Origin of the sequence: Algibacter ulvanivorans, assembly GCF_048381495.1 — a bacterium.
In the GTDB taxonomy this organism is placed as follows: Bacteria; Bacteroidota; Bacteroidia; order Flavobacteriales; family Flavobacteriaceae; genus Algibacter_B; species Algibacter_B ulvanivorans.
On sequence record NZ_JBLWGD010000005.1, the window covers coordinates 124,342 to 150,109 of the forward strand.

Here is a 25,768-nt window from a genome sequence, read left to right on the forward strand (position 1 = left end):
TGTACTTACAATAAATGCCTTTGTTTTTTAAAATTTATTCAATTTTTACATTTGTAAAGCTTAAATTCCAGTTGCCTTTATCTTTTTTGTGGTCTAGAGCTATTTTTATGCCTTTAAAATCTTGGTAATTTTCAAATGTATTTATTAATCCAGCTTTAGGGCTATTTCCTTTTCTAAAAGCCCATTCTTTTATTATATAGTTTTCGTTAAAAAATATATCGTAAGCATCGCCAGGCGTGTAACCGCCTTCGTTATTATAAGTAATTGTAATTTTATTAAGTTGTGTTTTACTAATAGGGGCAGTTTCTTTTATTGGGGTAGAAATTGTTGTTCCTGTATCCCAAACCAATTGAAATGGAATTAACAACCAAAATTTATCGTTAATAAAGGCTTTGTCGGTTTTTATTGTTAAGCTATCAATGTTATTTCTGTTGTAACTAATGGTATCTTTATCTGTAATTAATGTTACGTTTTGGGTTTTTGGTTTCCAGACCCAATGGCGTTTACCAAAAAATGTAAACTGTACTTCCGAAACATTTTTCCAATTTTTATAACCATGGGCATTAGCTATTTTTTCGGCTACCGAAATATTAATTGTAGGTTGTTTTGTTTTTTGGTTACAAGAGGCACAAAAATAAAATAGGCAAATGGCGGCTAGTAATTTTTTCATAAATTAGAATTTTTACAAATATATAATTTGAAAATGACTAATAACGCTAAATATTTTAAAGCTAACAAAGCCACTTGGAACGATAAGGTAAAAGTGCATGCCCAGAGCGATATGTATAATTTAAAAGCTTTTAAAAAGGGGAAAACATCTTTAATGTCTTACGAGTTAGAGGCTTTGGGAAGTGTTGCTGGTAAATCGTTATTGCATTTACAATGCCACTTTGGGCAAGATACTTTAAGTTGGAGCAGGATGGGAGCTAAGTGTGTTGGTGTAGATTTAAGCGACGAGGCTATTAAACTTGCAAAAAAATTAAATAACGAATTAAAGCTTGACTCCAAATTTGTGTGTTGTAATGTTTTGGATACCTCGGAATTTGTAAAAGATGAATTTGATATTGTTTACACCAGCTACGGTGTTATTGGTTGGTTGCCAGATTTAAAACCTTGGGGTAAAGTTATTGCAGAACGTTTAAAAAAAGGCGGTACATTTTACATGGCTGAGTTTCATCCGATTGTATGGATGTTTGATTATTTAGAAGATAAGCCCATTATGAAATACGGTTATATGCAAGATGAGGTTATTTATGAGGAATACGAAGGCACTTATGCCAACCAGAACTCTAAAATAATTAGTAAAGAGTATGGCTGGAACCATGGTTTAAGTGAGGTTATTAATGCTTTAACTGAAGCAGGATTGCAAATAGAATATTTAAAAGAATTTGATGAAAGCCCATATGATGTATTGCCCGATTTGGTTAAAACAGCCTCTGGTATGTATGTAACTAAAGATAAATTGTACCCTTTAATTTTTACTTTAAAGGCTACAAAAGGTTAGTTTTTTTAAGAGGGTTGTTTACTTGTTTCGTGTAAATACGTTATTTTAATGATTGATACATAGTGTTAAGCCCTTTATGATAAATTTAAGTAAAAGACGTAATAATTTTAACTTAAAAGAAATAATTTTAGTGGTTTTCTTTTAACAACGCTTTTGGGAAATTAGCTTTAAATCGGTTTAATCTTGGTATAGATACGTTTTGAATATACGGATGGTTTGGGTGAAGTTTTTCGTAATTTTGATGATAATCTTCGGCAACCCAAAACTTTTGAAACGGGTAAACTTCGGCAGCTATTTTAACACCTAGCTTTTTTGCTAATGCTTCTTTTTTATTTAAAATAATTTGCTTTTGCTTTTCGTTTTGGTAAAAAATAATAGAACGGTATTGCGACCCTTTGTCGTTTCCTTGTCCGTTTACTTGAGTTACGTTTTGCGATGCAAAATATACATCAACTAAGGTTTCAAAACTTACTGTTTTTGGATTGTAAATTATTTCTACAGCTTCTGCATGTCCTGTTTTTCCAGTATTACTTGCTTCGTAGGTTGGGTTTTTTGTATGCCCGCCAGAATACCCAGAAATAGATTCGTAAACCCCGTTAACACTTTCGTAAATGGCTTCTACACACCAAAAACACCCGCTGGCAAAATAGGCTTTTGCTTTTCCATTTTTAACAGGCACTTCTATTGGTTCTGCTTGTGTTACTTTGTTTTGTTTTCTTGTAGATTGAGCGTTATTTTGGCAACTAAAGAGTAGGATTACTATAAATAAGGGAATTATATTTTTCATGTACTTTTTGTTTAATAGTCGTATTAAGTTACAAAACCTTAATTTTTTTTCATAAAAAAAGCCTTCAAAAAATTGAAGGCTTTAGTGTTATATATACTTTAAAACAGATTATAGTTTTGCAAACATTTTTTCCATTTTTGCTTTTTGCTCTTCAGCTAAAACAGCATCAACTAGAATACGTCCGCTATGTTCGTCTGTTATTACTTTTTTACGCGAAGCAATTTCAACTTGAACTTGCGGCGGAATAGTGAAAAAAGATCCACCAGCAGCACCTCTTTCAATAGGCACAACTGCTAGTCCGTTTTTTACGTTGGTTCTTATTCTTGTATAAGCAGCAACTAAACGTTCTTCTATTTGCTTTTTGTAATCTTCAGATTTGCCAATTAAAGCTTGTTCTTCTTTTTCGGTTTCGGCAAGAATATCGTTTAATTCACCTTTTTTGTGTTTTAGGTGGCTTTCGCGCTCTTTTAATCGTTCTTTAGTTTCAGAAATAATTTCTTTTTTCTGTTCTATTTGAACTTTAAATTCTTTAATATGCTTTTCTGCTAATTGAATTTCTAATTCTTGAAACTCTACTTCTTTAGTTAACGAATTAAACTCTCTATTATTACGAACATTTTTTTGTTGCTCGTTATATTTTTTTATTAAAGCTTTAGATTCTTCAATTGAGTTCTTTTTTCCAGTAATATCGTTATCGATAACCTCTAAACTAGAAACAAGTTTTTCTAAGCGGATGTTTAAACCAGCAACTTCATCTTCTAAATCACGAACTTCTAAAGGAAGCTCTCCGCGAACATTTCTTATTTCATCAATACGAGAATCGATGAGTTGTAAATCGTATAAAGCTCTTAAACGCTCTTCGACACTTACTTCTTTCTTTTTAGCCATACTTTATAAATACTTTACAGGATTGGTATTTGTCTTTGATAAAATGATTGCAAAATTAGTAATTTTTTTTGTAAGATATGCAACTAAAAGGTTTTTTGTGAACTGCTCGCTTTCATAATGTCCAATATCTGCTAAAATTATGCTGTTTTCGGCAGTAAAAAAATCGTGATATTTTAAATCGGCAGTTACAAAAGCATCAGCGCCATTGGCTTTAGCAGCTTGTATAGCAAAACTACCAGAACCGCCTAAAACGGCAACTTTTTTTATTTTTTTATTTAGTAAGCTCGAGTGCCTAATACAAGTTGTGTTCATTTTGGTTTTTAGATGCTTTAAAAACGTAATTTCATCCATGGGTTTTTCAAATTCTCCAATCATGCCCATGCCTATATTTTGGTTTTTGTTTTCTAAAGTGGTAATCTCGTATGCAACTTCTTCGTAAGAGTGTGTTTTAAAAAGTGTTTGTAATACTTGTGTTTCTATGTGTTTTGCATAGGTAATGGTAATTTTGGTTTCGGCTTCGTGGTGTGTTTCGCCTTTATTACCTTTTGTTGGATTAGAGGATGCATTGCCTTTATAGGTGCCTAAGCCTTCTGCATTAAAACTACAATTAGAATAGTTGCCAATATTTCCTGCGCCAACGTTAAATAAAGCGGTGCGTAATTTTTCGGCTTCATCTTTTGGTACGTAGGTGGTAAGTTTTTTTATGGTTTCGTTTTGTGGTATTAATATGCGTTTGTTTTTTAACTGTAATTGGTTGCATATCATATCATTTACACCTTGTAACGCATTATCTAGGGCTGTGTGTATGCTAAAAATTGCTATATCGTTTTTTATGGCTTTCATAACTACGCGCTCTACATAGTTTTTACCAGTTATTTTTTTTAAGCCTTTAAAAATAATGGGGTGAAAGCTAACAATAAGGTTGCAGTTTGCCTCAATAGCTTCGTCTACAACAGCTTCTAGTGTGTCTAGTGTAACTAATATACCTGTTATTTTTTTAGATTTGTCACCAACTAATAAACCTACGTTATCAAAATCTTCGGCGTAAGCTAGAGGAGCAAGTGCTTCTAAATGATTTATAACATCTTGTACAATCATATTTATTTGTGTTTAAATTCAAAGATAAAATAATTACATTCGCTTAAATGAACTTAATTAGAAAAATATTACTGCCTATTGTACCTATTTATTATTTGGTAACCTGGTTGCGCAATATATTATATGATTTGGGTATTAAAAAATCTGTATCGTATAATTTTCCTGTTATTTGTGTTGGTAATTTAAGTGTTGGTGGCACAGGAAAAACGCCTATGATAGAGTATTTAATTAGGCTATTAAAGGATGATGTTAAAGTTGCCACATTAAGCCGAGGTTATAAAAGAAAAACACAAGGTTATCAATTGGCGCACCCAGATTCTAGTGCAGATACTATTGGAGATGAACCTTTTCAGTTTTATTCGAAATTTAAAAGAGACGTATTAGTTGCTGTTGATTCTAATAGGCAAAAGGGTATTATGCATTTAAAGCATGAAAGTGCAGATGTTATTTTATTAGATGATGCCTATCAACACAGAAAAGTAAAAGCGGGCTTTAATATTTTGCTTACTACATATGCAAATCCTTATTTTAAAGATATGGTTTTGCCAACAGGGAATTTAAGAGAACCAAAAAGTGGTGCTAAACGAGCGCAAATTATTATGGTAACTAAATGTCCAGAAAATTTAAAAGAAGACGAAAAAAGATTAATTGTAAAAGATATAAATCCTGAAGAAGGGCAGCATGTGTTTTTTAGCTCTATAGTGTATTCTAATACTTTAATTTCGGCTAACCATACTATGGCTATTAGTAATGCTAAACCATTTACTTTAATTACGGGAATTGCTAATGCAACACCGCTAGTTAATTTTTTAAATGCTAAAAAATTAAAGTTTGAGCATTTAAACTTTAAAGATCATCATGATTTTACTAACGACGAGTTGTTAGCTTTTGAAAAAAAGGAATTTATTGTAACTACCGAAAAAGATTTTATGCGACTTAAACAATATAAATCGCTTAAAGATAAATTGTATTATTTGCCTATTAAGGTTGCTATTGATAATGAGTTAAAATTTAATAAACTTGTAAAAGAATTTACTAATTTATAATTTAAGAAGATATTTCGTTTTTACTAGCTAAAGCATTGTATAGTTTTTTCTCGAACTCTTCTTGTTTAAATGGTTTTGGTATAATATCTGTAAACCCAGCTTCTTCAAATTCGTGCATTTTGTCTTCTATAGTAACGGCTGTAAGAGCGAAAATGGTAAGTTCTTTATCAAATGCTCTAACGCGTTTAGTGGCTTCCATACCGCTTATGCCTGGCATATGAATATCCATTAAAATAATGTTATAGTTGTTGTCTTTTATTTTTTGTACAGCATCTTCACCATTATCTACAATATCGCATTTAAGCTCCATTTTTGTTAAAATCTTTTTGGTAATCATTTGGTTAATTTTATTATCCTCGACTACAAGTATTTTAACTTTAGATAAATCTAATTCGTTTGCATTGCCTTCAAAATAGGTAACTTTATTTTCTTCGGTTTCTTTTATGTTTGTTTTTTCTAAAGGAATTTCAAAGTAAAAGGTTGTGCCTTTTTCTAATTCGCTTTTTACATAAATTTTACCTTTTAAAATATCAATTAAACCTTTTACAATAGAAAGCCCTAAACCAGTACCTCCGTATTTACGGTTAATTTGGATAGAACCTTGAGAGAAACTCTCAAACATATGGTCTTGTTTTTCTTGGCTAATACCAATACCATTATCTTCTACCTCAAAGCGTAACGTGTACATTTTGCCTTCTTGTTCAATTTTATAAACGCGAATCCAGATATCTCCGTCTTTAGTAAACTTAATGGAATTACCTACCAAGTTAATTAAGATTTGAGAAATTTTTAATTGATCGGCAATAAAATTTTCAGGTAAATTTTTATCGTATTCAAAATGAATTTTAATGTTATTGTCTTGGGCAGAATTGTTTAATGCTAAAACAATATTGTTTATTTTCTTTTTTAAGTTGAAAGATTCTGGTTCTATATCAACTTTGTTAGCTTCAATTTTATTTATTTGAAGTATGTCGTTAATAAAAGTTAAGAGATAGTCTCCAGAAAATTTAAGCGATTTTAAATGCTGAACTTGTTCTGGTTTTGGGTTTTCATCTAAAAGCATATTGCTTAAACCAGTAACTGCGTATAGTGGTGTGCGTAACTCGTGTGTAACGGTTGATAAGAAGTTTGCTTTTGTTTTTGATGCTAATTCGGCTTTTTCTTTGGCAATAATAAGCTCTCCATTTTTTTTATGAAGCATATTATTAGTTTTAAGCCTTATGTTATTGTTTTTGTATAACGATAATGTTAAAAGCGATAAAATAGTTATTAAAGCAACACTTAATATAGATATTAATGTGCCTAAACTTTTATCGTCTTCTGCTTTTTCTAATTTTTGAACAACCTCTTTATTTTTTTCAATTTCTTCATTTAACCTAAACTGTGTTTCCTCGTTTCTTGAAGAGTTTATTCTGGTTAAACTTCTAATAGAGTCTGATAATTCTAAGTGGTTTTGTAAGTAATCTCTAGAGTGTTTATAGTCTTCTAAACTATTATATAATTCGCTTATAATTAAGTAGCCTTCGTTTGTAATATTGGTATACTTATTCGATTTTGCTATTTGTAGTCCTTCTAAGGCTACTTCTAGGGCTTTTTTGTTGTTGCTAAGCTTGTTGTATACTTTGGCATGATTAATTAAAGCCTCGCTTTGTATTTTGTAGTAATCGTATTTTTTAGCCATGGCTAGAGATTGCTCAATAATATCTCTTGCCTTTTTGTGATTTTTTAGCTCTTTGTATGTTTTGCCTTCGCGCAATAGTGTTTCTGCTAATTCTTCGTTTAAATCTTCTTCTTGAAATTTAGATTTTGCTGCGGTATACGAATCTAAAGCAGAATAGTAGTCCTTTTTTGCCAAGTAAACATCTCCAAAGGTTTTGTAAGATTTACCAAGGTTAATATTATCGTTTATAATGCGTTGTATTTCAATAGCTTTGTTTAACGATTTAATGGCTTTATCTGTTTCTTCTAAAATAAGTTCTAGACGACCTTTTTTAGCATAAATAATGCCAATGCTTTTTTTGTTGTCGGCATTTTGGGCTAAACTTAAAGCTTCGTTTAGGTTTTTTTTGGCTTTAAAGTAATTGTAATTTTCTAACTCGTTTTGAGATTGATTTATGCGGTAATTAATATTGTTTTGTACTAGTTCTGGATCGTCAACAATAGCTGTTTGCGCAAATGAAACGATGCTAAATAGTATAAAAAAAGTTAATATGTGGTTTTTTATTTGGGGCATTTTAAATTAGTATTGCGGACAAATATAATTATTTTGTCGACAAAAGACACTTTTTTTCCGATAAATTACATAATAAATCAATTATTCTTTGTGAATAGCCAGTTTCATTATCATACCATCCTATAATTTTTACCATATTTCCTATAACAGATGTCATTTGCGAATCAAAAATACAGGAGTGCAAATTTCCAACAATATCTATGGAAACAATAGGGTCTTCTGTGTACTCAATTATATTTTTATATTTATTTTGCGATGCTTCTTTAAAAGCATTGTTAATTTCATTAATAGTAACCGATTTTTTTACATTAAAAGTAATATCTGTTAACGAACCATTAATAACGGGTACTCTTATACCACAACCGCCAATTACCTCGGCAAGGTCTGGGAAAATTTTTGTTAAAGCTTTTGCAGCTCCTGTTGTTGTTGGTACAATAGATTGGCTAGCGGCTCTAGAGCGTCTTAAATCGCGGTGTGGTTGGTCGTGTAAACTTTGGTCGGTTGTATAAGAGTGTACTGTTGTAATGTAAGCTTGGTTAATACCGCATAATTGGTTTATAATATCGATCATGGGTGCAGCGTTATTTGTAGTACACGATGCGTTAGATATTATGGTTTCAGAGCCATCTATACTATTTTGGTTAACACCTAAAACAATAGTTTTAATGTTGTCTTCTAAAGGCGGCACACTTAAAATAACCTGTTTGGCACCATTATTTATATGGTTTTGTAATTGTTGGGTGGTTTTAAATTTTCCGGTACTTTCAATAACAAAATCAACATTAAAAGGCGCCCAGTTAATATCTTGTATTTGCTTGTTATTTATAAGCGGAATTTTTTTATTATTAACTATAATATGGTTCTCGTTATAAGAAATACTGGCATTAAATACACCGTGTACACTATCATACTTTAGTAAATGGCTTAACGTTTTAGTATCTGCTAAATCGTTTATGGCAACAACTTGTATGTTTTTGTGGTTTTGTAGTAATTTAAAAACACGTCTGCCTATTCTACCAAAACCATTGATAGCAACATTAATCATAATTAGTTTATGTGTTTTTGTGCCTTATAAGAAGATCTTACTAAAGCGCTACTTTCTACATGACGAAAACCTAAACCTAAACCAATCTCTTCGTATTCTTTAAATTGGTCTGGATTAATAAACTGTTTTACAGGTAAATGCTTTTTACTAGGTTGTAAGTATTGGCCAATAGTAACTACATCTACATCATTTTCTTTTAGGTCGTGTAGTGTTTCAATAACTTCTTCTCTGGTTTCGCCTAAACCAAGCATAATGCCAGATTTTGTGCGTCTTTGTCCTTGTTGTTTTAAATATTTTAAAACTCCCATGCTTCGGTCGTATTGAGCTTGTATTCTAACCTCGCGTGTTAATCGGCGTACGGTTTCAATATTGTGCGATACAACCTCTGGAGCGACATCTATAATTCTGTCAATATGTTTTTCTATACCTTGAAAATCTGGGATTAAGGTTTCAAGCGTGGTTTCTGGGTTCATTCTTCTAACCGCTTTAACGGTTTCTGCCCACATAATACTACCCATATCTTTTAAGTCGTCTCTATCAACACTTGTTAAAACAGCATGTTTAATTTGCATAATTTTTATAGAGCGAGCTACTTTTTCAGGTTCATCCCAATCAACAGTTTCAGGTCTGCCTGTTTTTACTCCACAAAACCCACAAGAGCGTGTGCACACATTACCAAGTATCATAAAAGTGGCAGTTCCTTCTCCCCAACATTCGCCCATATTAGGGCAGCTACCAGAAGTACAAATGGTATTAAGTTTGTATTTATCTACCAAGCCTCTTAACTCTGTATATTTTTTTCCTGTTGGAAGTTTAACACGAAGCCATTTAGGTTTTGCTTGGCGTTCTGGTAAAATATTTGATGTTGTTTTGGTATTCATATCTCAAAAAAATATAGATAGCAAAGATACGAAGTATTCTTTTTAAAAAAGGGTTTCAAAGCACTTACTTAAAAGCTTTATAAATAATTTTTTGGGCGTTACCACAAGGGTCGGGCTTTACGTTACAAGTCCTCGCTCGTACCTCGCTGTGGGCTTTTCTCTGCAATCCCTAACGCATTATAAAAACAGGTAAATTGTATGGTTATTAAATTATTTATTCTTCTCGAATAATTTCGGCTAAGAGTTTTTTTGCCCTAAGTAATTTTACTTTAACATTACTCATAGGCTCTTTAAGTTGTTTTGAAATTTCTTTATAACTCAATTCTTGAAAATAGCGTAAGTTTATAACTTCTTGGTAATGAGGTTTTAGTTTTTTAATATCGCGAAGTAACTTTGCTAAATGTTGCTCTGTAATTAATTTATCTTCTGGCGAGGGCGATTCATCTAACACCTGAAAAACATCCCGATCATCTTTCGATATAACTTGGGTAATAGAGTTTTTTTCTTTCCGTAATAAATCAATATGAATATTTTTAGAAATAGTAATTAGCCAAGTTTTAAACGTATATTTTTCATCAAAAGTATTAATCTTATCAAAAGCCTTAGAAAATGTTTGTATAGTAATATCTTCAGCATCGTTTTCATTATGGGTTCTTTTTAATTGAAAGCCATAAACATTATCCCAAAAGGCATCTAATAAATAATTAAAAGCTTTTTGGTCGTTTTTTTTGGCGCGCGAAATGGCTTCGTCTATTTCCAATGGTTGGGTTTTGAGATAAGATTATTTATAAAGATAGTTAATTGTGCAACAATTAAAAAAAATTCTAAAAAAGGAAGCAAAACTAATAAGTCTGTTTCGTTAAGCTTTTTTGTTGCTGGACCAATAATAATATATTGTATTGCTAATCTTAAAAGAAACAGGCATAAAGTAATTTTCCATAAGTATAGTGTAAAAAATAGAGTTATACCTAAAACCCAAAACAATAAATTTGTAGTATACAGTAATGTAAGTAACACTTTGTGCTTGGTTTTATAATATTTAGCCGTTGATATGTGTCGTCTTTTTTGCTTAAACCAAGATTTAAAAGTGGTTTTAGGGGTAGATTCTGTAAAGCTATTTTTAGTATAGCATATAGCTGTATTTTTTGTGTTAGCTATTTGGTTTATAAATAAATCATCATCACCAGAGCGTACTTTAATATGGTTAATAAAACCATTAGCATTAAAAAACTCTTTTTTTGTGTAAGCTAAATTTCTACCAACACCCATATAAGGTAAACCTATTTTTGCAAACGAAAAATAATGTATAGCTGTTAAAAGAGTTTCAAATCTAATTAATTTATTTAAAAAAGATTTTTTAATTTTAGAATAGCCACCATAGCCTAATACTATAGTTTGTAAGGGGGTAAAGTGACTGCTCATTTCCGTTATCCAATGTTTAGATAAGGGTTTGCAATCGGCATCGGTAAATAAAAGATAATCGTTTTTTGCTGCTTTAATACCTAGGGTTAAGGCATATTTTTTATTACCCCAAAAGGCTTCTACACTTTTTACATTAACAACTTTAATATGGTTATGTAATGTTTCAAATTCTTCAATAACCTCTAAAGTATTGTCTTTTGAGGCATCGTTAATTAAAACGACCTCGAAGTTTGGGTAATCTTGCTCTAAAACCGAAGGTAAAAAGGTTTTTAAATTTTCAGCTTCATTTTTAGCGCAAATAATAACAGAAATAGCAATGTTTTTTGAAGCCTTTTTTGTTGGCTTTAAAAAAGCAAATTTCCCAAAAATAAAAATGTAAAATATAGCTTGAGTAATTACTACAGCTATAAAACTGCAGTATATAAAATCAAGAAACGCCATGTATTACTACGAGTGTTGAGGTTCGTTACAATTGGCAAATTGGTCTGGTGTTTTTCCGCAAAAACCACAAGATTCCCCTTCTTTATTTAGCATTGGGTTTTGGCTAGCACAAGTTCCAGCAAATTTACCGTCTTTTTTTGCCCAAATTTTAATGGCAATTCCAGCTATTCCTAATCCTAAAAGTACTATGGTTATTAAAAGAAGTTTCATCGAGATTCTTAAATTATTTATGCAAAGATAGGATTTTAGGTTTTAATTTTTAAAAGAAATACAAAGTAAACTTATGTGACTAATTATTAGTTTAGTGTCTTATTACTAATTGTTTATATGTTTTTAATTAATAACTAATTTAAATTTATGATATCATGAAAAAATTATTAGCAGAGTTTTTTGGAACATTTTGGTTGGTTTTTGGCGGTTGTGGTAGTGCCATTTTTGCAGCAGGGTTTCCAGATTTGGGTATTGGGTTTGTTGGTGTGTCTTTAGCATTTGGATTAACTGTATTAACTATGGCTTATGCGGTTGGTCATATTTCTGGAGGCCATTTTAATCCAGCAGTTTCTTTTGGCTTGTGGGCTGCAGGTAAGTTTGAAGCTAAAAGTTTATTAGGTTATATTGCGGCTCAGTTATTGGGAGCAATTATAGCCGCAGGAGCTTTATATTTAATAGTAACTAATAATGTTAATTTTGTTACTATTGGAGGTTTTGCAGCCAATGGTTATGGTAATTTGTCGCCAGATGGATACACTATAATAGCTGCCTTACTTGCCGAGTTTTTACTAACTATGTTTTTCTTATTAATAATTTTGGGAAGTACAGATAGTAGAGTGCCTAAGGGTTTTGCGCCTATAGCTATTGGTTTAGGGTTAACATTAATACATTTAATTAGTATTCCTATAACAAATACATCTGTTAATCCAGCTCGTTCTACTAGCCAAGCTTTATTTGCTGGAGGAGAATTTATATCTCAGCTTTGGTTGTTTTGGGTAGCGCCTATAGCAGGTGCTGTTGTTGCAGGGCTTATGCATAAAGCATTTTTTGATAAGGGATAAAAAAATATGCTCAAAAAAAAAGCCTCTATTTACCATGAAATAGAGGCTTTTTTATATTGTTAATTTTTAGTGTAAACTAATTTGAGCTACAGAATTTTCGGTAGATGCTATTGCATTACCTCCTTTAGGTTCTATAGTTATGCTTAAAGCTAAAGCATCTTCCATGTAAGGGATGTTTCTAAGTTTTCTGTCTGCTTTATCTAAGATACCTAAATTAACCATTTTACCTTGTAACTCGGCCCATATTTGGTAGCATTGCTCTTCTGGTAATTCTGGTAGCGAAACCACATCGATCATAGATGTTTTTTCTTTGGGGTTAATATAGGCTACCGTTTTTAAATCTTTAGCGCGCTCATTTCCTTTTATAATATATTTTTCTGTTTCAGGATTGTTAAGCTTTAAAAGTTGTCTCATAACTTTATCAAGCATGGCGTTATTTTTAGCTATATCGCTTCGTAAATCATCAATTTCGGCATCAACAACAATAGTGTCGTTTTGTAGTTTTTTGTTTTGATCGTAAAAATATGTTGAAGTACCAGCAAAAATTAATGCTGCTACACTTGCGGCAATACTTAATTTATACCACTTCTTATATTTTTTAGGGCTACTATTTAACGTTACTACGGGTGTATCGTCTAATTCATCTAAAATAGTATTTAAGATGTTTTTTGGTGCTTCTACAGCATTAGCTTTAGCAACTATTTCTAGGTTGCGCTGCATCATGTTGTAGTTGTTTTCGATTTCTGGAAATCTTGCTATATAAGACTCCACCATTTCTGTTTCGGCAGAAGTGGTTTCACCTAATAGATATTTGTCTAAAAGGCCAGAATTTAAAAAAGTATTTATTTTCTCATTCATGACTGTGGTTATTTAGGGTCGTAAATTTTTTTTAATTCACGAAGCCCAATTTTTAATCTTGATTTTATAGTTCCTAACGGAATATCTAACTCGTCGCTAGCTTCTTGCTGCGTCATGCCCTCAAAAAAAAGCGCATTAATCACTATTTGATATTTTTCATCTAAGCTACTTAAATGTTTTTTTATATCTAAAACATCCTGATTTAGTTCGTTGGATGTTACTTTATATACGGGAGAAGCCTCCATTTGGACTTCGTTTTTTATTTTATTTTTTTGCGAACGTACTTTATCAATAGCTGTGTTGTATGCAATTCTGTATAGCCAAGTAAATAATTTGGCTTTGCTAGAGTCGTATTTTTTTGCATAACGCCAAATTTTTACAAATGTTTCTTGAAGTACGTCTTGCGCAGTATCATCGTCTGCAATAACTTTTTTTATAACACCAAATAAGGAATCAGCATAGTTTTCATATAGTAAACTAATAGCTTTTTTGTCGCTATTTTGTAATAATGAAATAATTTGCTTTTCTATAGGTGAAATCAAGATGGTTAGTTTTTAATTAATGGCAAATTTATTTTATCAAAGTTAGAAATTTCTTTTAGATAAAGTTTAATAGACTATGTATTTATAAAATATTTACTTCGGCTTCGATAGAAATTCCAAATAAACGTTTAATTGTTTTTTGAATTAGTTTAGAAAGGTTTAATATGTCTAATCCTTCTGCATTTCCGTAATTTACAAGTACTAAAGCTTGGTTTTTATGTACGCCGTAATTACCAAATTTTTTGCCTTTAAAACCTGCCTTTTCAATAAGCCATCCGGCAGGAATTTTTACTTCGTGCTCTGAAATGGGGTAGCTTGGTATTTCTTTAAAGTTTTCAAGAAGTAAGTTAAAATGTTTTTTTGAAATAATAGGGTTTTTAAAAAAGCTTCCGCTATTTCCTATCTCTTTTGGGTTAGGTAACTTACTTTCTCTAATAGATATTACTGCTTTTGAAACATCTTGAATAGTGGGGGTGTTTACATTCATTAATTTTAATTGAGAAGTAATGGCACCATAATTAATACTAAGGTTATGTTGCTTTTTGGTAAGTTTAAAATTTACACTTGTTATTATAAAATTACCTTTTTCTTTATTTTTAAAAATAGAGTTTCTATATCCAAAATCACAATCCGATTTAGAAAATGTTTGCAAGGTTTTTGTTTTTATAGATATAGCTTCGCAAGACTCGAAAGCATCTTTTAGTTCAACACCGTAAGCGCCAATATTTTGAATGGGAGCGGTGCCAACATTTCCGGGTATTAACGATAGGTTTTCTAGACCTCCAAAATTATTTTTAATACACCAAAGTACAAAATTGTGCCAGTTTTCTCCAGCATTGGCTTTAACTATAACGGTATTATCATCTTCATTAACAACACTTATGCCTTTAAGGTTTATATGAATAACTAGCCCGTTAAAGTTTTTAGTAAGTAGCATGTTACTACCGCCTCCTAAAATTAATTTGTTTGGGTATTCATTTAAAGACAGAATATGTTTTAAGTTTTCTATATTATTAACAGAAACAAAATGTTTTGCAATAACATTAATGCCAAATGTATTGTAAGGCTTTAAAGATATGTTGTTTTGTATTTGCACTAGTCTTTATAAACTTTTAGGGCTTCATTTAAAATGTGTACAGCTTTAATAAGGCTTTCTTTGTTAAGTACGTAAGCAATTCTAATTTGGTTTATACCTAAGCCAGGAGTAGAGTAAAATCCGCCAGCAGGTGCAACCATAATAGTTTCGTTATTTACATGAAAATGCTCTAACAACCATTGGGCAAAATTATCAGAATTTTTAATAGGTAGCTCTACAATACAATAAAAAGCACCTTTAGGTTTTGCAACCTTAATGCCTTTAATTTTTTGCAATTCGTTTATTAGAGTGTCTCGACGTTCTACATATTCTTCAATAACATTATTAAAATAGCTTTGCGGTGTGTCTAAAGCAGCTTCGCTGGCTATTTGAGCGTAAGTAGGCGGGCTTAATCTGGCTTGAGCAAATTTAAGAACCGTTTCCATTACAAGTTTGTTTTTAGAAACCAAGCAACCAACTCTAGCGCCGCACATACTATAGCGTTTTGATACAGAATCTATAATAACAGCGTGTTGATCAATGTTGTTTTCTTGCATTATAGAGTGGTGTTTATGCCCATCGTAAACAAACTCTCTATAAACCTCGTCGGCAATTAAAAATAAATCGTGTTTTATAGCGAGCGCAGCAAGCTTTTTAATTTCTTCTTTAGAGTATAAGTAACCTGTAGGATTTCCTGGGTTACATATTAAAATAGCCTTTGTTTTAGGCGTAATTAATTTTTCAAAATCTTCTACATCAGGCAGGGCAAAATTATCATCAATATTACAAACGGCAGGTACAACTTTAACACCAGAAGCTGTAGAGAAAGCAATGTAATTGGCGTAAAATGGCTCTGAAATAATAACTTCATCGTCAGGATCCATAATACTGCTAAACAAAAAAAGAAGCGCTTCACTAGCTCCTGTAGTTACAATAATATCTTTATGAGACACTTGTATATTATGGTTGTTGTAATATTGGGCTAACTTTTTGCGATAAGAATCAGACCCTTCAGATCTTGAATAAGATAAAATTTCGATATCATTTTTCTTAACGGCTTGTAAGGCAATTTTTGGCGTTTTTATATCTGGTTGTCCAATATTTAAATAATAAATGCTTTTTCCGTTTGCTATAGCTTGTTCGGCATAAGGAACAAGTTTTCGAATTGGAGAAGCTGGCATCTCATGGCCTTTTTTAGATATTGTTGGCATAAAAAAACTGTTTAAGTGCAAAGTTGAGGAAATTATCTTAAAGTTTTTTTAAAAAACAGCAGTAAATAAAGATACTAAACTAAAGATTTGTAAATTGATAGTACAATTAATAGCTTTTAACAAATGAAAAAATGGTTTGTTTTTATATTATTTTATAGTTGCTTAGTCTTTTCTGGCTTTTCTCAAGGTAAATTTATAATTCAAAATAAAAAGCAATCCGATAAAATAAAATTTAAATTAATTAATAATTTAATTGTATTTCCTGTAGAAATTAATGGCGTTACGCTTTCGTTTTTGTTAGATACAGGAGTTAGTAAACCTATAATATTTAATTTTCTTAATGTTTCAGATACGTTATTAATTAAAGATACCGAGACCATTTTTTTAAGAGGTTTAGGAGGTGGAGAATCTGTTGAAGCTTTAAAGTCTACAAAAAATATTTTTAAAATTGGTGATGCTGTTAAAGTAAATCAAGATTTGTATGCCATTTTTAATAATGAATTAAACTTTGCTCCAAGGTTAGGAATTCCTGTGCATGGCATTATAGGGTTAGATATTTTTAAAGATTTTATAGTCGAAATTAATTATTCTAGAGGGTTTATAAGGTTAACAGAACCCAATAAATTTAAATATAAACCTTGTAAAAAATGCGAGCAATTTAATTTAGAGTTTTATAACGGTAAACCTTATGTAAATGCTAAAGTAGAAATAGATAGCAAAGCGTTACCGGTTAAGCTTTTAATTGATACAGGAGGAAGTGATGCCCTTTGGTTATTCGAAGACGATTCTTTAGGAATAAAATCTAGTGATAAATATTTTAATGATTTTCTTGGGCATGGATTAAATGGAAGCGTTTACGGCAAACGATCTAAAATTAAAAAATTTCAGTTAAATAGTTTTGTGTTAAAAAACGCCAATGTAGCTTATCCAAATACCGAAAACGTATTATTTGCAACAAAAATTAAGGATAGAAATGGAAGTGTTTCTGGTAATATTCTTAAACGATTCAATATTATTTTCGATTATAAAAAAGCATTAATGATAGTTAATAAAAACAGTAAGTTTAGAAATAAGTTTAGTTATAATAAAAGCGGAATAGAATTAGCTCATGATGGTTTTAGGGTTTTAAAAGAAGTTAAAAACGATGCTATAAAAGTAAATGCAACCACACAAGGAAACGATAGTGGTATATTGAAAATAAATAATTTTAATATATCATTAAAGCCAGCTTATGCCATAGTCGAGTTAAGAGAAGGCTCGCCAGCCCACGAAGCTGGTTTTAAAATGGGCGATGTTGTATTGAGTATAAATGGTAAGCAAAGCCATGAGTTTACGTTGCATCAAGTAATGCAAATGTTTTATGATGACGAAGGAAAAAGAATAAAACTACGAATAGATAGAAATGGACAAATTTTTAATTTAAGCTTTAAATTAAAATCGCCGTTTTAAACACAAAAGGCTTGAACAATTGTTCAAGCCTTTTTTAGGGTATGGGTTTATAAAACAATTTTATTGTTCCATAACACTTTTTTCTTTTTTATCAAGTACGCTAACCTTTGCTGGGTCTATAACTAAACCTTTTATTTTTAAAGCAACAGTAGGTGTTTCTGCGTTAGACATTACTGTAATAGTTTTTCTAATAGGATTTACTCTGTTAGTGTCGTATTTAACTTTAATTTCACCAGTTTTCCCAGGCATAATAGGACCTTCTGGTTTAGATGGTACAGTACAACCACAAGAAGATTTTACGTTAGAAATAATTAAGGGCTCGTTACCAGTATTTGTAAATTCAAATACTCGAACACCATCTGCTCCTTTTTCAATAGTACCGTAATCAATGGTTTCTGCTTTAAACTCAATTTTAGCTTGAGCGTTAACACTTAAACTTATTAATCCAATAAATAAAATAGTAATTAATTGTTTCATGACTTTATTTTTAATTCTTTAATATTCGTTTTTTAAGCCTATATTTTACAAGGCAAATTGTTTTTTTAGTTCTAAAACCTAGTCAAACATACTCACTTTTACTATAATCTGCAAAATTAATAGACGTAATGCAAGCATATTAACATATTCAACGCGGTTAAAAGTACGTATTACATATCTATGTTTTTATAATAAATATGTTATTTAATGGCACATCAATAACAACATATAGCTTTCATAGAAAAAGAAATATAAGTACTTTTGCAAATTATTATTCAAAAACTATTCCAAAGCATGCAAATTCCATCAAAATATGATGCAAGTCAGGTAGAAAACAAGTGGTATAACTACTGGATGAAACATAATTATTTTCATTCAACACCAGACGAAAGAGAACCATACACCATTGTAATTCCGCCACCAAATGTTACAGGAGTACTGCACATGGGGCACATGCTTAACAATACCATTCAAGATGTTTTAATACGTCGTGCACGTTTGCTTGGTAAAAATGCATGTTGGGTTCCTGGAACCGATCATGCATCTATAGCTACAGAGGCTAAAGTGGTTGCTAAGTTAAAAGAGCAGGGTATTGATAAAAATGAACTATCACGCGATGAGTTTTTAAAACATGCTTGGGAGTGGACAGATGAATATGGAGGCGTTATTTTAGAGCAACTAAAAAAATTAGGATGCTCTTGTGATTGGGAAAGAACAAAATTCACCATGGATGATGACATGAGTGAAGCCGTAATAAAAGTATTTGTAGATTTATATGAAAAAGGATTAATTTATAGAGGTTACCGTATGGTAAACTGGGATCCTGAAGCCAAAACAACACTTTCTGACGAAGAAGTAATTCATGAAGAACGTCAAGGTAATTTATATTATTTAGAATATAAAATTGAAGAAAGCAATGAAACGCTAACCATAGCAACCACACGTCCTGAAACTATTTTTGGAGATACCGCAATATGTATAAATCCTAATGATGAGCGTTTTACGCACTTACGCGGTAAGAAAGCTATTGTGCCAATTTGTAATCGAGTTATTCCTATTATTCAAGATGATTATGTAGATGTAGAGTTTGGTACAGGATGTTTAAAAGTTACGCCTGCACACGATGAAAATGATAAAAACCTAGGCGATAAACACAAGCTAGAAGTTATCGATATTTTTAATGAAGACGCTAGTTTAAATAGCTTCGGTATGCATTACGAAGGTAAAGACCGTTTTGTAGTTAGAAAAGAAATAGCAAAAGAGTTGCAAGAACAAGGTGTTTTAGTAAAAACGGAAACACATATAAATAAAGTAGGAACTTCTGAAAGAACAAAGGCTGTAATAGAACCTCGTTTAAGCGATCAATGGTTTCTTAAAATGGAAGATTTAGTAAAACCTGCCATTAAATCGGTTTTAAAGGATAATGATATTAAGTTGTTTCCTAAAAAATTCGAGAACACTTACCGCCATTGGATGGAAAACATTCGCGATTGGAATATTTCGCGCCAGTTAATGTGGGGGCAGCAAATACCAGCGTATTATTATGGCGACGGAAAAGAAGATTTTGTAGTTGCAGAAACTATCGACCTAGCTGTTGAAAAAGCTAGAAAAGTAACCTCGAATACAGAACTTCAAGCTTCAGACTTAACACAAGATAAAGATGCGCTAGATACTTGGTTCTCATCATGGCTATGGCCAATGAGTGTGTTTGATGGTATTAGAAACCCAGAAAATGAAGAGGTTAAATACTATTACCCAACAAACGATTTAGTAACAGGCCCAGATATTCTTTTCTTTTGGGTAGCACGTATGATTATTGCTGGTTACGAATATAAAAATGAAAAACCTTTCCAAAACGTTTATTTAACAGGGCTTGTACGAGATAAGCAACGCCGAAAGATGAGTAAATCGTTAGGTAACTCGCCTGATGCCTTAAAACTTATTGAAGAATACGGAGCCGATGGTGTGCGTGTTGGTTTACTATTAAGCTCTGCAGCAGGAAACGATTTAATGTTTGATGAAGCCCTTTGCCAACAAGGAAAAGGTTTTGGGAATAAAATCTGGAACGCTTTTAGATTAATTCAAGGCTGGGAAATAGAAGCAACAATCCCTCAGCCAGAAACCGCAAAAGTAGGTTTAGAGTGGTATGAGGCTAAATTTCAAAAAGCTTTAGTAGAAATTGAAGATCATTTCAGTAAATATAGACTAAGCGATGCTTTAATGGCCATTTATAAATTAATAATGGACGATTTCTCTTCGTGGTTATTAGAAATTATCAAGCCAGCTTACCAAAAACCAATTGATGCTAAAACACATAAATTAGTTATAGAAGCTTTCGAAAATAATTTAAAAATATTGCATCCTTTTATGCCATTTTTAACTGAAGAGATTTGGCAATTTATATCTGAAAGAACTCCTGACGAAGCATTAATAGTAGCTAAATGGCCAAAAACAAAAACTGTTAATGAAGCATTAATTAGTGAGTTTGATTTTGCATCAGAAGTTATATCGGGTATTAGAAATATTCGTAAACAAAAAAATATAGCTTTTAAAGATGCTATTGGTTTTTCGGTAATTAATAACGAAAAAGCTAAAACAACTTTTGATGGTGTAATAACTAAATTAGGAAACCTTGAAGGTATCGAGGCCATTTCTCAAGCTATTGATGGCGCTTTAACCTTTAGAGTAAAAGCTAACGAGTATTTTATTCCAATGGTTGGAGCCATTGATGTTGAGGCCGAAATAAAGAAGTTAACCGAAGAGTTAAACTATACTGAAGGGTTTTTAAAATCTGTACAAAAGAAACTGTCTAACGAGCGTTTTGTGGCAGGAGCACCAGAACAAGTTGTTGCTAGCGAAAAGAAAAAAGAAGCAGACGCTTTAGCTAAAATAGAAACCTTAAAAGCAAGCTTGGCTAGTTTAGGCTAGACTTGAATAGCGTTTTTTAAATTTATTGCCTGTATAGAAAGTAATTGGTTACTAAATCTATATAGGCTTGTTTAGCATCGTCTTCGCTAAGTCCTTTAGCCTGAAATAAAGCATTAGTTTTAAATGCATTAATTATAGGTTTTTTGCTTTTAGGCCTTCCATAGTCGTTCGTTGCTTTTTTGTAATAGGCATATAGCTTTAAAAGTGTATCTGCAGGGAAAGGCTCTTTATGTGCGTTTACCCTGTTAACAGCGTCTTCAAATTCTATGTCTAAAGGTGTTTTACTCATTAATTCTCAGCTATAATACTTTCGCCACCACGAACTTTTTGATTTAATTTTACTTTTATTTTAGTGTCTAATGGTAAAAATAAATCGACCCTAGAACCAAATTTAATAAAACCAGATTCACCACCCTGTATTGCTTTATCGTTTACTTTAGCGTAGTTAACTATACGTTTTGCTAATGCACCAGCAATTTGCCTATGTAGCACTTTTCCATACGTTTCGTTTTCAACAACAACTGTTGTACGTTCATTTTCTTCGCTTGCTTTTGGGTGCCATGCAACTAAGTATTTTCCTGGGTGGTACTTACTAAAAACAACATTACCACCAATAGGGTAGCGGGTTACGTGAACGTTTATTGGCGACATAAAAACACTTACTTGCAAACGTTTTTCTTTAAAGTATTCCTTTTCAAAAACTTCTTCTATAACCACAACTTTACCATCAACAGGCGATATAACTTGCCCATTGTTAAGTTTAGTGTGGCGTTTAGGGTTTCTAAAAAACTGGAGTATTAAAATTAGAAAAACTAATAAAACTATCATTAGGATAGTTTTTAGCCATGTTAAATCAATAAAATTGTCAACTAACAAAAAGCCTCCAATAACAATAATTAAAGTGATGATTATAATTTTATGACCCTCTTTATGAAACATAATTTAAAATTCTTAAAAATAAATATATAAATGGTGCGGCAAAAATAATACTATCTAGTCGGTCTAGCAATCCGCCATGACCAGGCATTATAATACCACTATCCTTAACATTTGCTTGTCTTTTAAATTTAGATTCTATTAAGTCGCCTAAGGTGCCAAACACACTAATTATAATGCTTAAAATTAACCAGCTTGTAAAATCTAAAGTTTCTGTAAAGGTAGCAATAAAATAACTTGCTACGCACGAAAAGAATAGGCCTCCAAGAAAACCTTCAACTGTTTTTTTTGGCGAAATAATTTCAAATAGTTTTTGTTTGCCAAAATTTTTGCCAACAAGATATGCAAACGAATCGTTTACCCAAACTAAAATAAAAGCTCCTAGCAAAATATTAGGGTTGTAATCTTGGTAATAACTAGTTATTAATACTAAAAAAGTAAAAGCACTTGAAAGATAAAATGTAGTAAGTAAAAAACGTTTTGTAGAAAACAAAGGAATACTTCGTCTTGAAAATAAGTCTTTTATTAAAAATAGATTAACAAAAATAGATAGTACTAAAAGAATTTGGGTAGCTTCGTTTAGGCCTTTTGTAGTATTTAAAATATTTTTCCAATATACAAATGCAATATAAAGAACAATAAATATAATGTAAGGTATGCGGTTTTTTAATTGAATTAGTTTATTAAACTCGCCAATACAAACTAAACCAAATACAAAAAATAGTATAATTAATGCTTGCTCGTAACAAAGACAAATAAGTAATAATAAAACATAGATTAAACCAGAAAGTGACCTTGTTAGCGTTTCTTTCATTCTATAAATCTTCTAAGAGTAGGAGGTATAGGTTTTTTGCACTACTACCATAGCTTAAAAAATCTTTCTCATCGGCAGATTTAAAATGTTTTATGGTTGTAATATTTGTTGGAATTTTTTGCTTGTTTTTGGATTTAATACCTCGTAAGCCTTCACCAATATTTTCAACTATTTGGCTTGTTGTAGCAAAAACAATAAAGTTAATAGGCAGTTCGGGAAGCTTTTTTTCAAAAATTTGTTTTGATGAAATTAGTAAAGAGCCATCGTTAGCTATTAAATTTTCGCAAGTGGTAATAAAAAATGTAGCTTCACTTATCTTTTTTGTTGGCAGTAAATTAGAGTTTTTAAATTTACTTTTTAATTCGGAATCTAGTAATAATACTTGTTCTTCTTCCCAATCATTCTCTTCAATGATATGTCCTAGGTTGCTAAAAATTTCATTTAAATTTTCGCAATACAAGAACTTGCCGCCATTAGCTTTAAAGTTTATAGTAAACCTTTCATCTATTGGTAGCTTTATCTCGGGCATATATTTGCCGCGGTCATCAGATTTTAATTCTTCACCTGAACGATCAGATTTCGAACCAAAAATTTTTCTAAAAAGACTCATTTAATATATTGCTATTAACTGAAATTTTAAAGAGGTACACCAAATATAAAAAATCTTAAATTAACCTTACGATTAATTTAAGATTTTTACCAAATGCTTAACAATTTAAGGTGTTTGGTTTATTCTTCTTCCTCTGTTTTTTCATTTTTAGAGTTTAAAGTTTGTTCTTTTTCAAATGGGCGTTTCCCAAATATTTTTTCAAGATTATCTTTAAAAATAACTTCTTTTTCTAGTAATACTTCGGCAAGTTCTGTTAGTTTATCTTTATTGGCTTCAAGTAACTTTATTGCACGTTGGTATTGTTTTTCAATAATATCAGAGATTTCTTTGTCTATTAATTCGGCAGTTTGTTCGCTGTATGGTTTTGTAAATCCATATTCGCTTTGTCCAGAATCATAGTATGTTAAGTTTCCAACCTTGTCGCTTAGGCCATAAATAGTTACCATGGCTCTGGCTTGTTTAGTAACTTTTTCTAAATCGCTTAATGCTCCAGTAGATATTTTATTAAAAATTACTTTTTCGGCAGCACGACCACCAAGGGCAGCACACATTTCGTCTAGCATTTGTTCTGGGCGTACAATTAGGCGTTCTTCTGGTAAATACCATGCAGCACCAAGAGAACGACCACGAGGCACTATAGTAACTTTAACTAAAGGTGCAGCATGTTCTAGCATCCAGCTTGTAACTGCGTGCCCAGCTTCATGAAAGGCAACAGCACGTTTTTCGCTAGGAGTTATAATTTTGTTTTTCTTTTCTAGTCCGCCAATAATTCTGTCTACAGCATCTAAAAAGTCTTGTTTGTCGACCGCTTTTTTGCCGTTTCTGGCAGCAATTAGTGCGGCTTCGTTACAAACATTTGCAATATCGGCTCCAGAAAAACCCGGGGTTTGTTTAGATAAGAAATCTAAGTCTAAATCTTTTGCTTTTTTTAGGGGTCTTAAATGTACTTCAAAAATTTCTTCGCGTTCGCGAACATCTGGTAAGTCTACAAAAATTTGTCTGTCAAAACGACCAGCACGCATTAAAGCTTTGTCTAAAATATCGGCTCTGTTTGTAGCTGCAATAACAATAACGTTTGTATTTGTACCAAAACCATCCATTTCGGTTAATAATTGGTTTAAGGTGTTTTCGCGTTCGTCATTACTGCCCGACATAGCATTTTTACCTCTGGCACGACCAATGGCATCAATTTCATCAATAAAAATAATTGATGGCGATTTTTCTTTGGCTTGTTTAAATAAATCTCTAACGCGTGATGCTCCAACACCTACAAACATTTCAACAAAATCTGAACCAGATAATGAGAAGAAAGGTACTTTGGCTTCGCCAGCAACAGCTTTAGCTAATAAGGTTTTTCCTGTTCCTGGAGGCCCTACAAGTAAGGCGCCTTTTGGAATTTTACCACCTAAGGTAGTGTATTTTTCAGGGAATTTTAAAAAGTCTACTATTTCTTGTACTTCTTCTTTAGCACCTTCTAAACCTGCAACATCTTTAAAACTAGTTTTTACTTCTGTATTTTGGTCGAAAAGCTTGGCTTTAGATTTTCCTATGTTAAAAATTTGCCCTCCAGCACCACCTCCGGCACCACCAGACATACGTCGCATAATAAATATCCAAACCCCAATTAATAAAATAAAAGGTAGAATGCCCATTAGTAAATTACCCCAATCGTTAGTTTCTGTATCGAAGGTTACAATAGGTTTTACTGCTAAATTGGCTGTGTTTTCTTTTAATTGATTTTCAAAATTTTGTAAATCGCCAAATTCAAATCTGTAATTTGGTAGTTTTGTAGCCGAAGGTATAAAAGTTTGAGGTTTCGAGTTTTTATGTATTTCTTTTTCTTCTGCTTCTCGGGTTAAATATACTTTTGCTACTCGGGTATTTTTTACAATATCTACACGATCTACATCTCCAGCTTCTAAATATTTAAAAAAGTCTGAAGGTGTTGTTTTGTTAGCATCTTGGTAGCTACCGCCATTAAATAATTGATACCCTAGAAAAAGAGCTATTAAAATACCGTAAACCCAATATGGGCTAAATTTTGGTTTTTTGTCTTTTATGTTTTTTTTGTTGTTTGCCATTTTGTTTTTTTAGTAACTCGTTTCTATAACTGTTGTTTTTGCATCTCCCCAAAGGCTTTCAATATCATAAAACTCTCTAATATGTTTTTGAAATACGTGAACAACAACATTTACATAATCTATTAATACCCATTCGGCGTTATCTGCACCTTCTGTGTGCCAAGGATTGTCTTTAAGGGTTTTGCTTACTTTTTTTTGGATAGAGTTAACGATAGCATTTACTTGTGTATTTGAAGTACCTTCGCAAATAATAAAGTAATCGCAAACCGTGTTTTCAATTTCCCTTAAATCTAGAATATTTATTTCTTTTCCTTTAACATCTTCAATACCACTTATTATAACTGATATGAGTTGGTCTGCGCTTATTTTTTCTTTCGTCATTAAATATAT

Annotated in this window: 26 protein-coding genes; 5 read left to right on the forward strand and 21 right to left on the reverse strand. The window is 31.7% G+C overall.

The genetic code is table 11. The features are described from left to right. Positions 1-34: 34 nt before the first annotated feature. The gene (locus tag ACNG5D_RS12675) at positions 35-670 is read right to left on the reverse strand and encodes a hypothetical protein (protein WP_418183893.1); all 636 of its coding nucleotides are present in this window, start codon (positions 668-670) and stop codon (positions 35-37) included. Positions 671-703: 33 nt separating this feature from the next. On the opposite strand from ACNG5D_RS12675, the gene ACNG5D_RS12680 reads away from it, so the two are divergent. Then, the gene (locus ACNG5D_RS12680) at positions 704-1,504 is read left to right on the forward strand and encodes a class I SAM-dependent methyltransferase (RefSeq protein WP_418183894.1); all 801 of its coding nucleotides are present in this window, start codon (positions 704-706) and stop codon (positions 1,502-1,504) included. Between the two features lie 127 nt (positions 1,505-1,631). Here the strand turns inward: ACNG5D_RS12680 and msrA are convergent, their stop codons facing one another. The 3 genes from msrA to ACNG5D_RS12695 form a co-directional block, all read right to left on the reverse strand. Continuing rightward, entirely contained in the window at positions 1,632-2,291 is a 660-nt protein-coding gene (gene msrA / locus ACNG5D_RS12685; protein WP_418183895.1) for a peptide-methionine (S)-S-oxide reductase MsrA, read from the reverse strand. A 108-nt stretch (positions 2,292-2,399) separates the two neighbouring features. Continuing rightward, a complete protein-coding gene (locus ACNG5D_RS12690; protein WP_418183896.1) occupies positions 2,400-3,179 on the reverse strand; it encodes a zinc ribbon domain-containing protein in 780 nt (259 codons plus the stop codon). A gap of 3 nt (positions 3,180-3,182) precedes the next feature. Continuing rightward, the gene (locus tag ACNG5D_RS12695) at positions 3,183-4,277 is read right to left on the reverse strand and encodes a Nif3-like dinuclear metal center hexameric protein (RefSeq protein WP_418183897.1); all 1,095 of its coding nucleotides are present in this window, start codon (positions 4,275-4,277) and stop codon (positions 3,183-3,185) included. 47 nt (positions 4,278-4,324) lie between these two features. Here ACNG5D_RS12695 and lpxK point away from each other — a divergent pair, with 47 nt between their 5' ends. After that, complete coding sequence (gene lpxK, locus ACNG5D_RS12700) at positions 4,325-5,323, forward strand: tetraacyldisaccharide 4'-kinase (RefSeq protein WP_418183898.1); 999 nt, start codon at positions 4,325-4,327, stop codon at positions 5,321-5,323. 1 nt (position 5,324) lies between these two features. Here the strand turns inward: lpxK and ACNG5D_RS12705 are convergent, their stop codons facing one another. The 6 genes from ACNG5D_RS12705 to ACNG5D_RS12730 form a co-directional block, all read right to left on the reverse strand. After that, positions 5,325-7,556, reverse strand: coding sequence for an ATP-binding response regulator (locus ACNG5D_RS12705; RefSeq protein ID WP_418183899.1), 2,232 nt, complete (start codon positions 7,554-7,556; stop codon positions 5,325-5,327). Between the two features lie 28 nt (positions 7,557-7,584). Continuing rightward, positions 7,585-8,601 carry a type I glyceraldehyde-3-phosphate dehydrogenase gene (gene gap / locus ACNG5D_RS12710; RefSeq protein WP_418183900.1) on the reverse strand — a complete coding sequence of 339 codons (1,017 nt, stop codon included), beginning with the start codon at positions 8,599-8,601 and terminating at the stop codon, positions 7,585-7,587. A 2-nt stretch (positions 8,602-8,603) separates the two neighbouring features. Continuing rightward, complete coding sequence (gene lipA, locus ACNG5D_RS12715) at positions 8,604-9,482, reverse strand: lipoyl synthase (RefSeq protein ID WP_418183901.1); 879 nt, start codon at positions 9,480-9,482, stop codon at positions 8,604-8,606. 214 nt (positions 9,483-9,696) lie between these two features. Beyond that, complete coding sequence (locus ACNG5D_RS12720; protein ID WP_418183902.1) at positions 9,697-10,242, reverse strand: RNA polymerase sigma factor; 546 nt, start codon at positions 10,240-10,242, stop codon at positions 9,697-9,699. After that, positions 10,233-11,345, reverse strand: coding sequence for a glycosyltransferase (locus ACNG5D_RS12725; protein ID WP_418183903.1), 1,113 nt, complete (start codon positions 11,343-11,345; stop codon positions 10,233-10,235). Before ACNG5D_RS12725 ends, ACNG5D_RS12720 begins: the two co-directional genes overlap by 10 nt. 6 nt (positions 11,346-11,351) lie before the next feature. After that, a complete protein-coding gene (locus tag ACNG5D_RS12730; protein ID WP_418183904.1) occupies positions 11,352-11,555 on the reverse strand; it encodes a membrane or secreted protein in 204 nt (67 codons plus the stop codon). A 155-nt stretch (positions 11,556-11,710) separates the two neighbouring features. Here ACNG5D_RS12730 and aqpZ point away from each other — a divergent pair, with 155 nt between their 5' ends. Next, positions 11,711-12,397 (forward strand): aquaporin Z, encoded by a 687-nt coding sequence (gene aqpZ / locus ACNG5D_RS12735; protein WP_418183905.1) that lies wholly within the window; start codon positions 11,711-11,713, stop codon positions 12,395-12,397. A gap of 66 nt (positions 12,398-12,463) precedes the next feature. Here the strand turns inward: aqpZ and ACNG5D_RS12740 are convergent, their stop codons facing one another. The 4 genes from ACNG5D_RS12740 to ACNG5D_RS12755 form a co-directional block, all read right to left on the reverse strand. After that, entirely contained in the window at positions 12,464-13,255 is a 792-nt protein-coding gene (locus tag ACNG5D_RS12740) for an anti-sigma factor domain-containing protein (RefSeq protein WP_418183906.1), read from the reverse strand. 8 nt (positions 13,256-13,263) lie between these two features. Beyond that, entirely contained in the window at positions 13,264-13,797 is a 534-nt protein-coding gene (locus tag ACNG5D_RS12745; protein ID WP_418183907.1) for an RNA polymerase sigma factor, read from the reverse strand. 82 nt (positions 13,798-13,879) lie between these two features. Next, positions 13,880-14,893 carry a UDP-N-acetylmuramate dehydrogenase gene (murB, locus tag ACNG5D_RS12750; protein WP_418183908.1) on the reverse strand — a complete coding sequence of 338 codons (1,014 nt, stop codon included), beginning with the start codon at positions 14,891-14,893 and terminating at the stop codon, positions 13,880-13,882. After that, a complete protein-coding gene (locus ACNG5D_RS12755) occupies positions 14,893-16,083 on the reverse strand; it encodes a pyridoxal phosphate-dependent aminotransferase (RefSeq protein WP_418183909.1) in 1,191 nt (396 codons plus the stop codon). Before ACNG5D_RS12755 ends, murB begins: the two co-directional genes overlap by 1 nt. A 123-nt stretch (positions 16,084-16,206) precedes the next feature. On the opposite strand from ACNG5D_RS12755, the gene ACNG5D_RS12760 reads away from it, so the two are divergent. Next, complete coding sequence (locus ACNG5D_RS12760; RefSeq protein ID WP_418183910.1) at positions 16,207-17,532, forward strand: PDZ domain-containing protein; 1,326 nt, start codon at positions 16,207-16,209, stop codon at positions 17,530-17,532. A gap of 60 nt (positions 17,533-17,592) precedes the next feature. Here ACNG5D_RS12760 and ACNG5D_RS12765 read toward each other — a convergent pair whose 3' ends face one another. Further along, entirely contained in the window at positions 17,593-18,009 is a 417-nt protein-coding gene (locus tag ACNG5D_RS12765; protein ID WP_418183911.1) for a DUF1573 domain-containing protein, read from the reverse strand. A gap of 294 nt (positions 18,010-18,303) precedes the next feature. Between ACNG5D_RS12765 and ACNG5D_RS12770 the strand changes: the two genes are divergently transcribed. Further along, the gene (locus ACNG5D_RS12770; RefSeq protein ID WP_418183912.1) at positions 18,304-20,937 is read left to right on the forward strand and encodes a valine--tRNA ligase; all 2,634 of its coding nucleotides are present in this window, start codon (positions 18,304-18,306) and stop codon (positions 20,935-20,937) included. 22 nt (positions 20,938-20,959) lie between these two features. Here the strand turns inward: ACNG5D_RS12770 and ACNG5D_RS12775 are convergent, their stop codons facing one another. From ACNG5D_RS12775 to rsfS, 6 genes are all read right to left on the reverse strand, one after another. Further along, positions 20,960-21,226, reverse strand: a complete 267-nt coding sequence (locus tag ACNG5D_RS12775; protein ID WP_418183913.1) for an acyl-CoA-binding protein — start codon at positions 21,224-21,226, stop codon at positions 20,960-20,962. Next, the gene (locus tag ACNG5D_RS12780) at positions 21,226-21,876 is read right to left on the reverse strand and encodes a phosphatidylserine decarboxylase family protein (RefSeq protein ID WP_418183914.1); all 651 of its coding nucleotides are present in this window, start codon (positions 21,874-21,876) and stop codon (positions 21,226-21,228) included. The genes ACNG5D_RS12775 and ACNG5D_RS12780 overlap by 1 nt, the downstream gene beginning before the upstream one ends. Further along, complete coding sequence (locus ACNG5D_RS12785; protein ID WP_418183915.1) at positions 21,866-22,687, reverse strand: phosphatidate cytidylyltransferase; 822 nt, start codon at positions 22,685-22,687, stop codon at positions 21,866-21,868. Before ACNG5D_RS12785 ends, ACNG5D_RS12780 begins: the two co-directional genes overlap by 11 nt. 1 nt (position 22,688) lies before the next feature. Further along, the gene (locus ACNG5D_RS12790) at positions 22,689-23,297 is read right to left on the reverse strand and encodes an LUD domain-containing protein (RefSeq protein WP_418183916.1); all 609 of its coding nucleotides are present in this window, start codon (positions 23,295-23,297) and stop codon (positions 22,689-22,691) included. 119 nt (positions 23,298-23,416) lie between these two features. After that, positions 23,417-25,378: an ATP-dependent zinc metalloprotease FtsH gene (gene ftsH / locus ACNG5D_RS12795; protein ID WP_418183917.1), complete on the reverse strand. Its 1,962-nt coding sequence runs from the start codon at positions 25,376-25,378 to the stop codon at positions 23,417-23,419. A gap of 9 nt (positions 25,379-25,387) precedes the next feature. Next, positions 25,388-25,759 carry a ribosome silencing factor gene (rsfS, locus tag ACNG5D_RS12800; protein WP_418183918.1) on the reverse strand — a complete coding sequence of 124 codons (372 nt, stop codon included), beginning with the start codon at positions 25,757-25,759 and terminating at the stop codon, positions 25,388-25,390. Between the last annotated feature and the right edge of the window lie 9 nt (positions 25,760-25,768).

Bases quoted from the DNA above. Each gene is read 5' to 3' on its own strand.
- ACNG5D_RS12675 (WP_418183893.1), bottom strand. From the start codon at position 670: ATGAAAAAATTACTAGCCGCCATTTGCCTATTTTATTTTTGTGCCTCT.
- ACNG5D_RS12680 (WP_418183894.1), top strand. From the start codon at position 704: ATGACTAATAACGCTAAATATTTTAAAGCTAACAAAGCCACTTGGAAC.
- msrA (WP_418183895.1), bottom strand. From the start codon at position 2,291: ATGAAAAATATAATTCCCTTATTTATAGTAATCCTACTCTTTAGTTGC.
- ACNG5D_RS12690 (WP_418183896.1), bottom strand. From the start codon at position 3,179: ATGGCTAAAAAGAAAGAAGTAAGTGTCGAAGAGCGTTTAAGAGCTTTA.
- ACNG5D_RS12695 (WP_418183897.1), bottom strand. From the start codon at position 4,277: ATGATTGTACAAGATGTTATAAATCATTTAGAAGCACTTGCTCCTCTA.
- lpxK (WP_418183898.1), top strand. From the start codon at position 4,325: ATGAACTTAATTAGAAAAATATTACTGCCTATTGTACCTATTTATTAT.
- ACNG5D_RS12705 (WP_418183899.1), bottom strand. From the start codon at position 7,556: ATGCCCCAAATAAAAAACCACATATTAACTTTTTTTATACTATTTAGC.
- gap (WP_418183900.1), bottom strand. From the start codon at position 8,601: ATGATTAATGTTGCTATCAATGGTTTTGGTAGAATAGGCAGACGTGTT.
- lipA (WP_418183901.1), bottom strand. From the start codon at position 9,482: ATGAATACCAAAACAACATCAAATATTTTACCAGAACGCCAAGCAAAA.
- ACNG5D_RS12725 (WP_418183903.1), bottom strand. From the start codon at position 11,345: ATGGCGTTTCTTGATTTTATATACTGCAGTTTTATAGCTGTAGTAATT.
- ACNG5D_RS12730 (WP_418183904.1), bottom strand. From the start codon at position 11,555: ATGAAACTTCTTTTAATAACCATAGTACTTTTAGGATTAGGAATAGCT.
- aqpZ (WP_418183905.1), top strand. From the start codon at position 11,711: ATGAAAAAATTATTAGCAGAGTTTTTTGGAACATTTTGGTTGGTTTTT.
- ACNG5D_RS12740 (WP_418183906.1), bottom strand. From the start codon at position 13,255: ATGAATGAGAAAATAAATACTTTTTTAAATTCTGGCCTTTTAGACAAA.
- ACNG5D_RS12755 (WP_418183909.1), bottom strand. From the start codon at position 16,083: ATGCCAACAATATCTAAAAAAGGCCATGAGATGCCAGCTTCTCCAATT.
- ACNG5D_RS12760 (WP_418183910.1), top strand. From the start codon at position 16,207: ATGAAAAAATGGTTTGTTTTTATATTATTTTATAGTTGCTTAGTCTTT.
- ACNG5D_RS12765 (WP_418183911.1), bottom strand. From the start codon at position 18,009: ATGAAACAATTAATTACTATTTTATTTATTGGATTAATAAGTTTAAGT.
- ACNG5D_RS12770 (WP_418183912.1), top strand. From the start codon at position 18,304: ATGCAAATTCCATCAAAATATGATGCAAGTCAGGTAGAAAACAAGTGG.
- ACNG5D_RS12775 (WP_418183913.1), bottom strand. From the start codon at position 21,226: ATGAGTAAAACACCTTTAGACATAGAATTTGAAGACGCTGTTAACAGG.
- ACNG5D_RS12780 (WP_418183914.1), bottom strand. From the start codon at position 21,876: ATGTTTCATAAAGAGGGTCATAAAATTATAATCATCACTTTAATTATT.
- ACNG5D_RS12785 (WP_418183915.1), bottom strand. From the start codon at position 22,687: ATGAAAGAAACGCTAACAAGGTCACTTTCTGGTTTAATCTATGTTTTA.
- ACNG5D_RS12790 (WP_418183916.1), bottom strand. From the start codon at position 23,297: ATGAGTCTTTTTAGAAAAATTTTTGGTTCGAAATCTGATCGTTCAGGT.
- ftsH (WP_418183917.1), bottom strand. From the start codon at position 25,378: ATGGCAAACAACAAAAAAAACATAAAAGACAAAAAACCAAAATTTAGC.
- rsfS (WP_418183918.1), bottom strand. From the start codon at position 25,759: ATGACGAAAGAAAAAATAAGCGCAGACCAACTCATATCAGTTATAATA.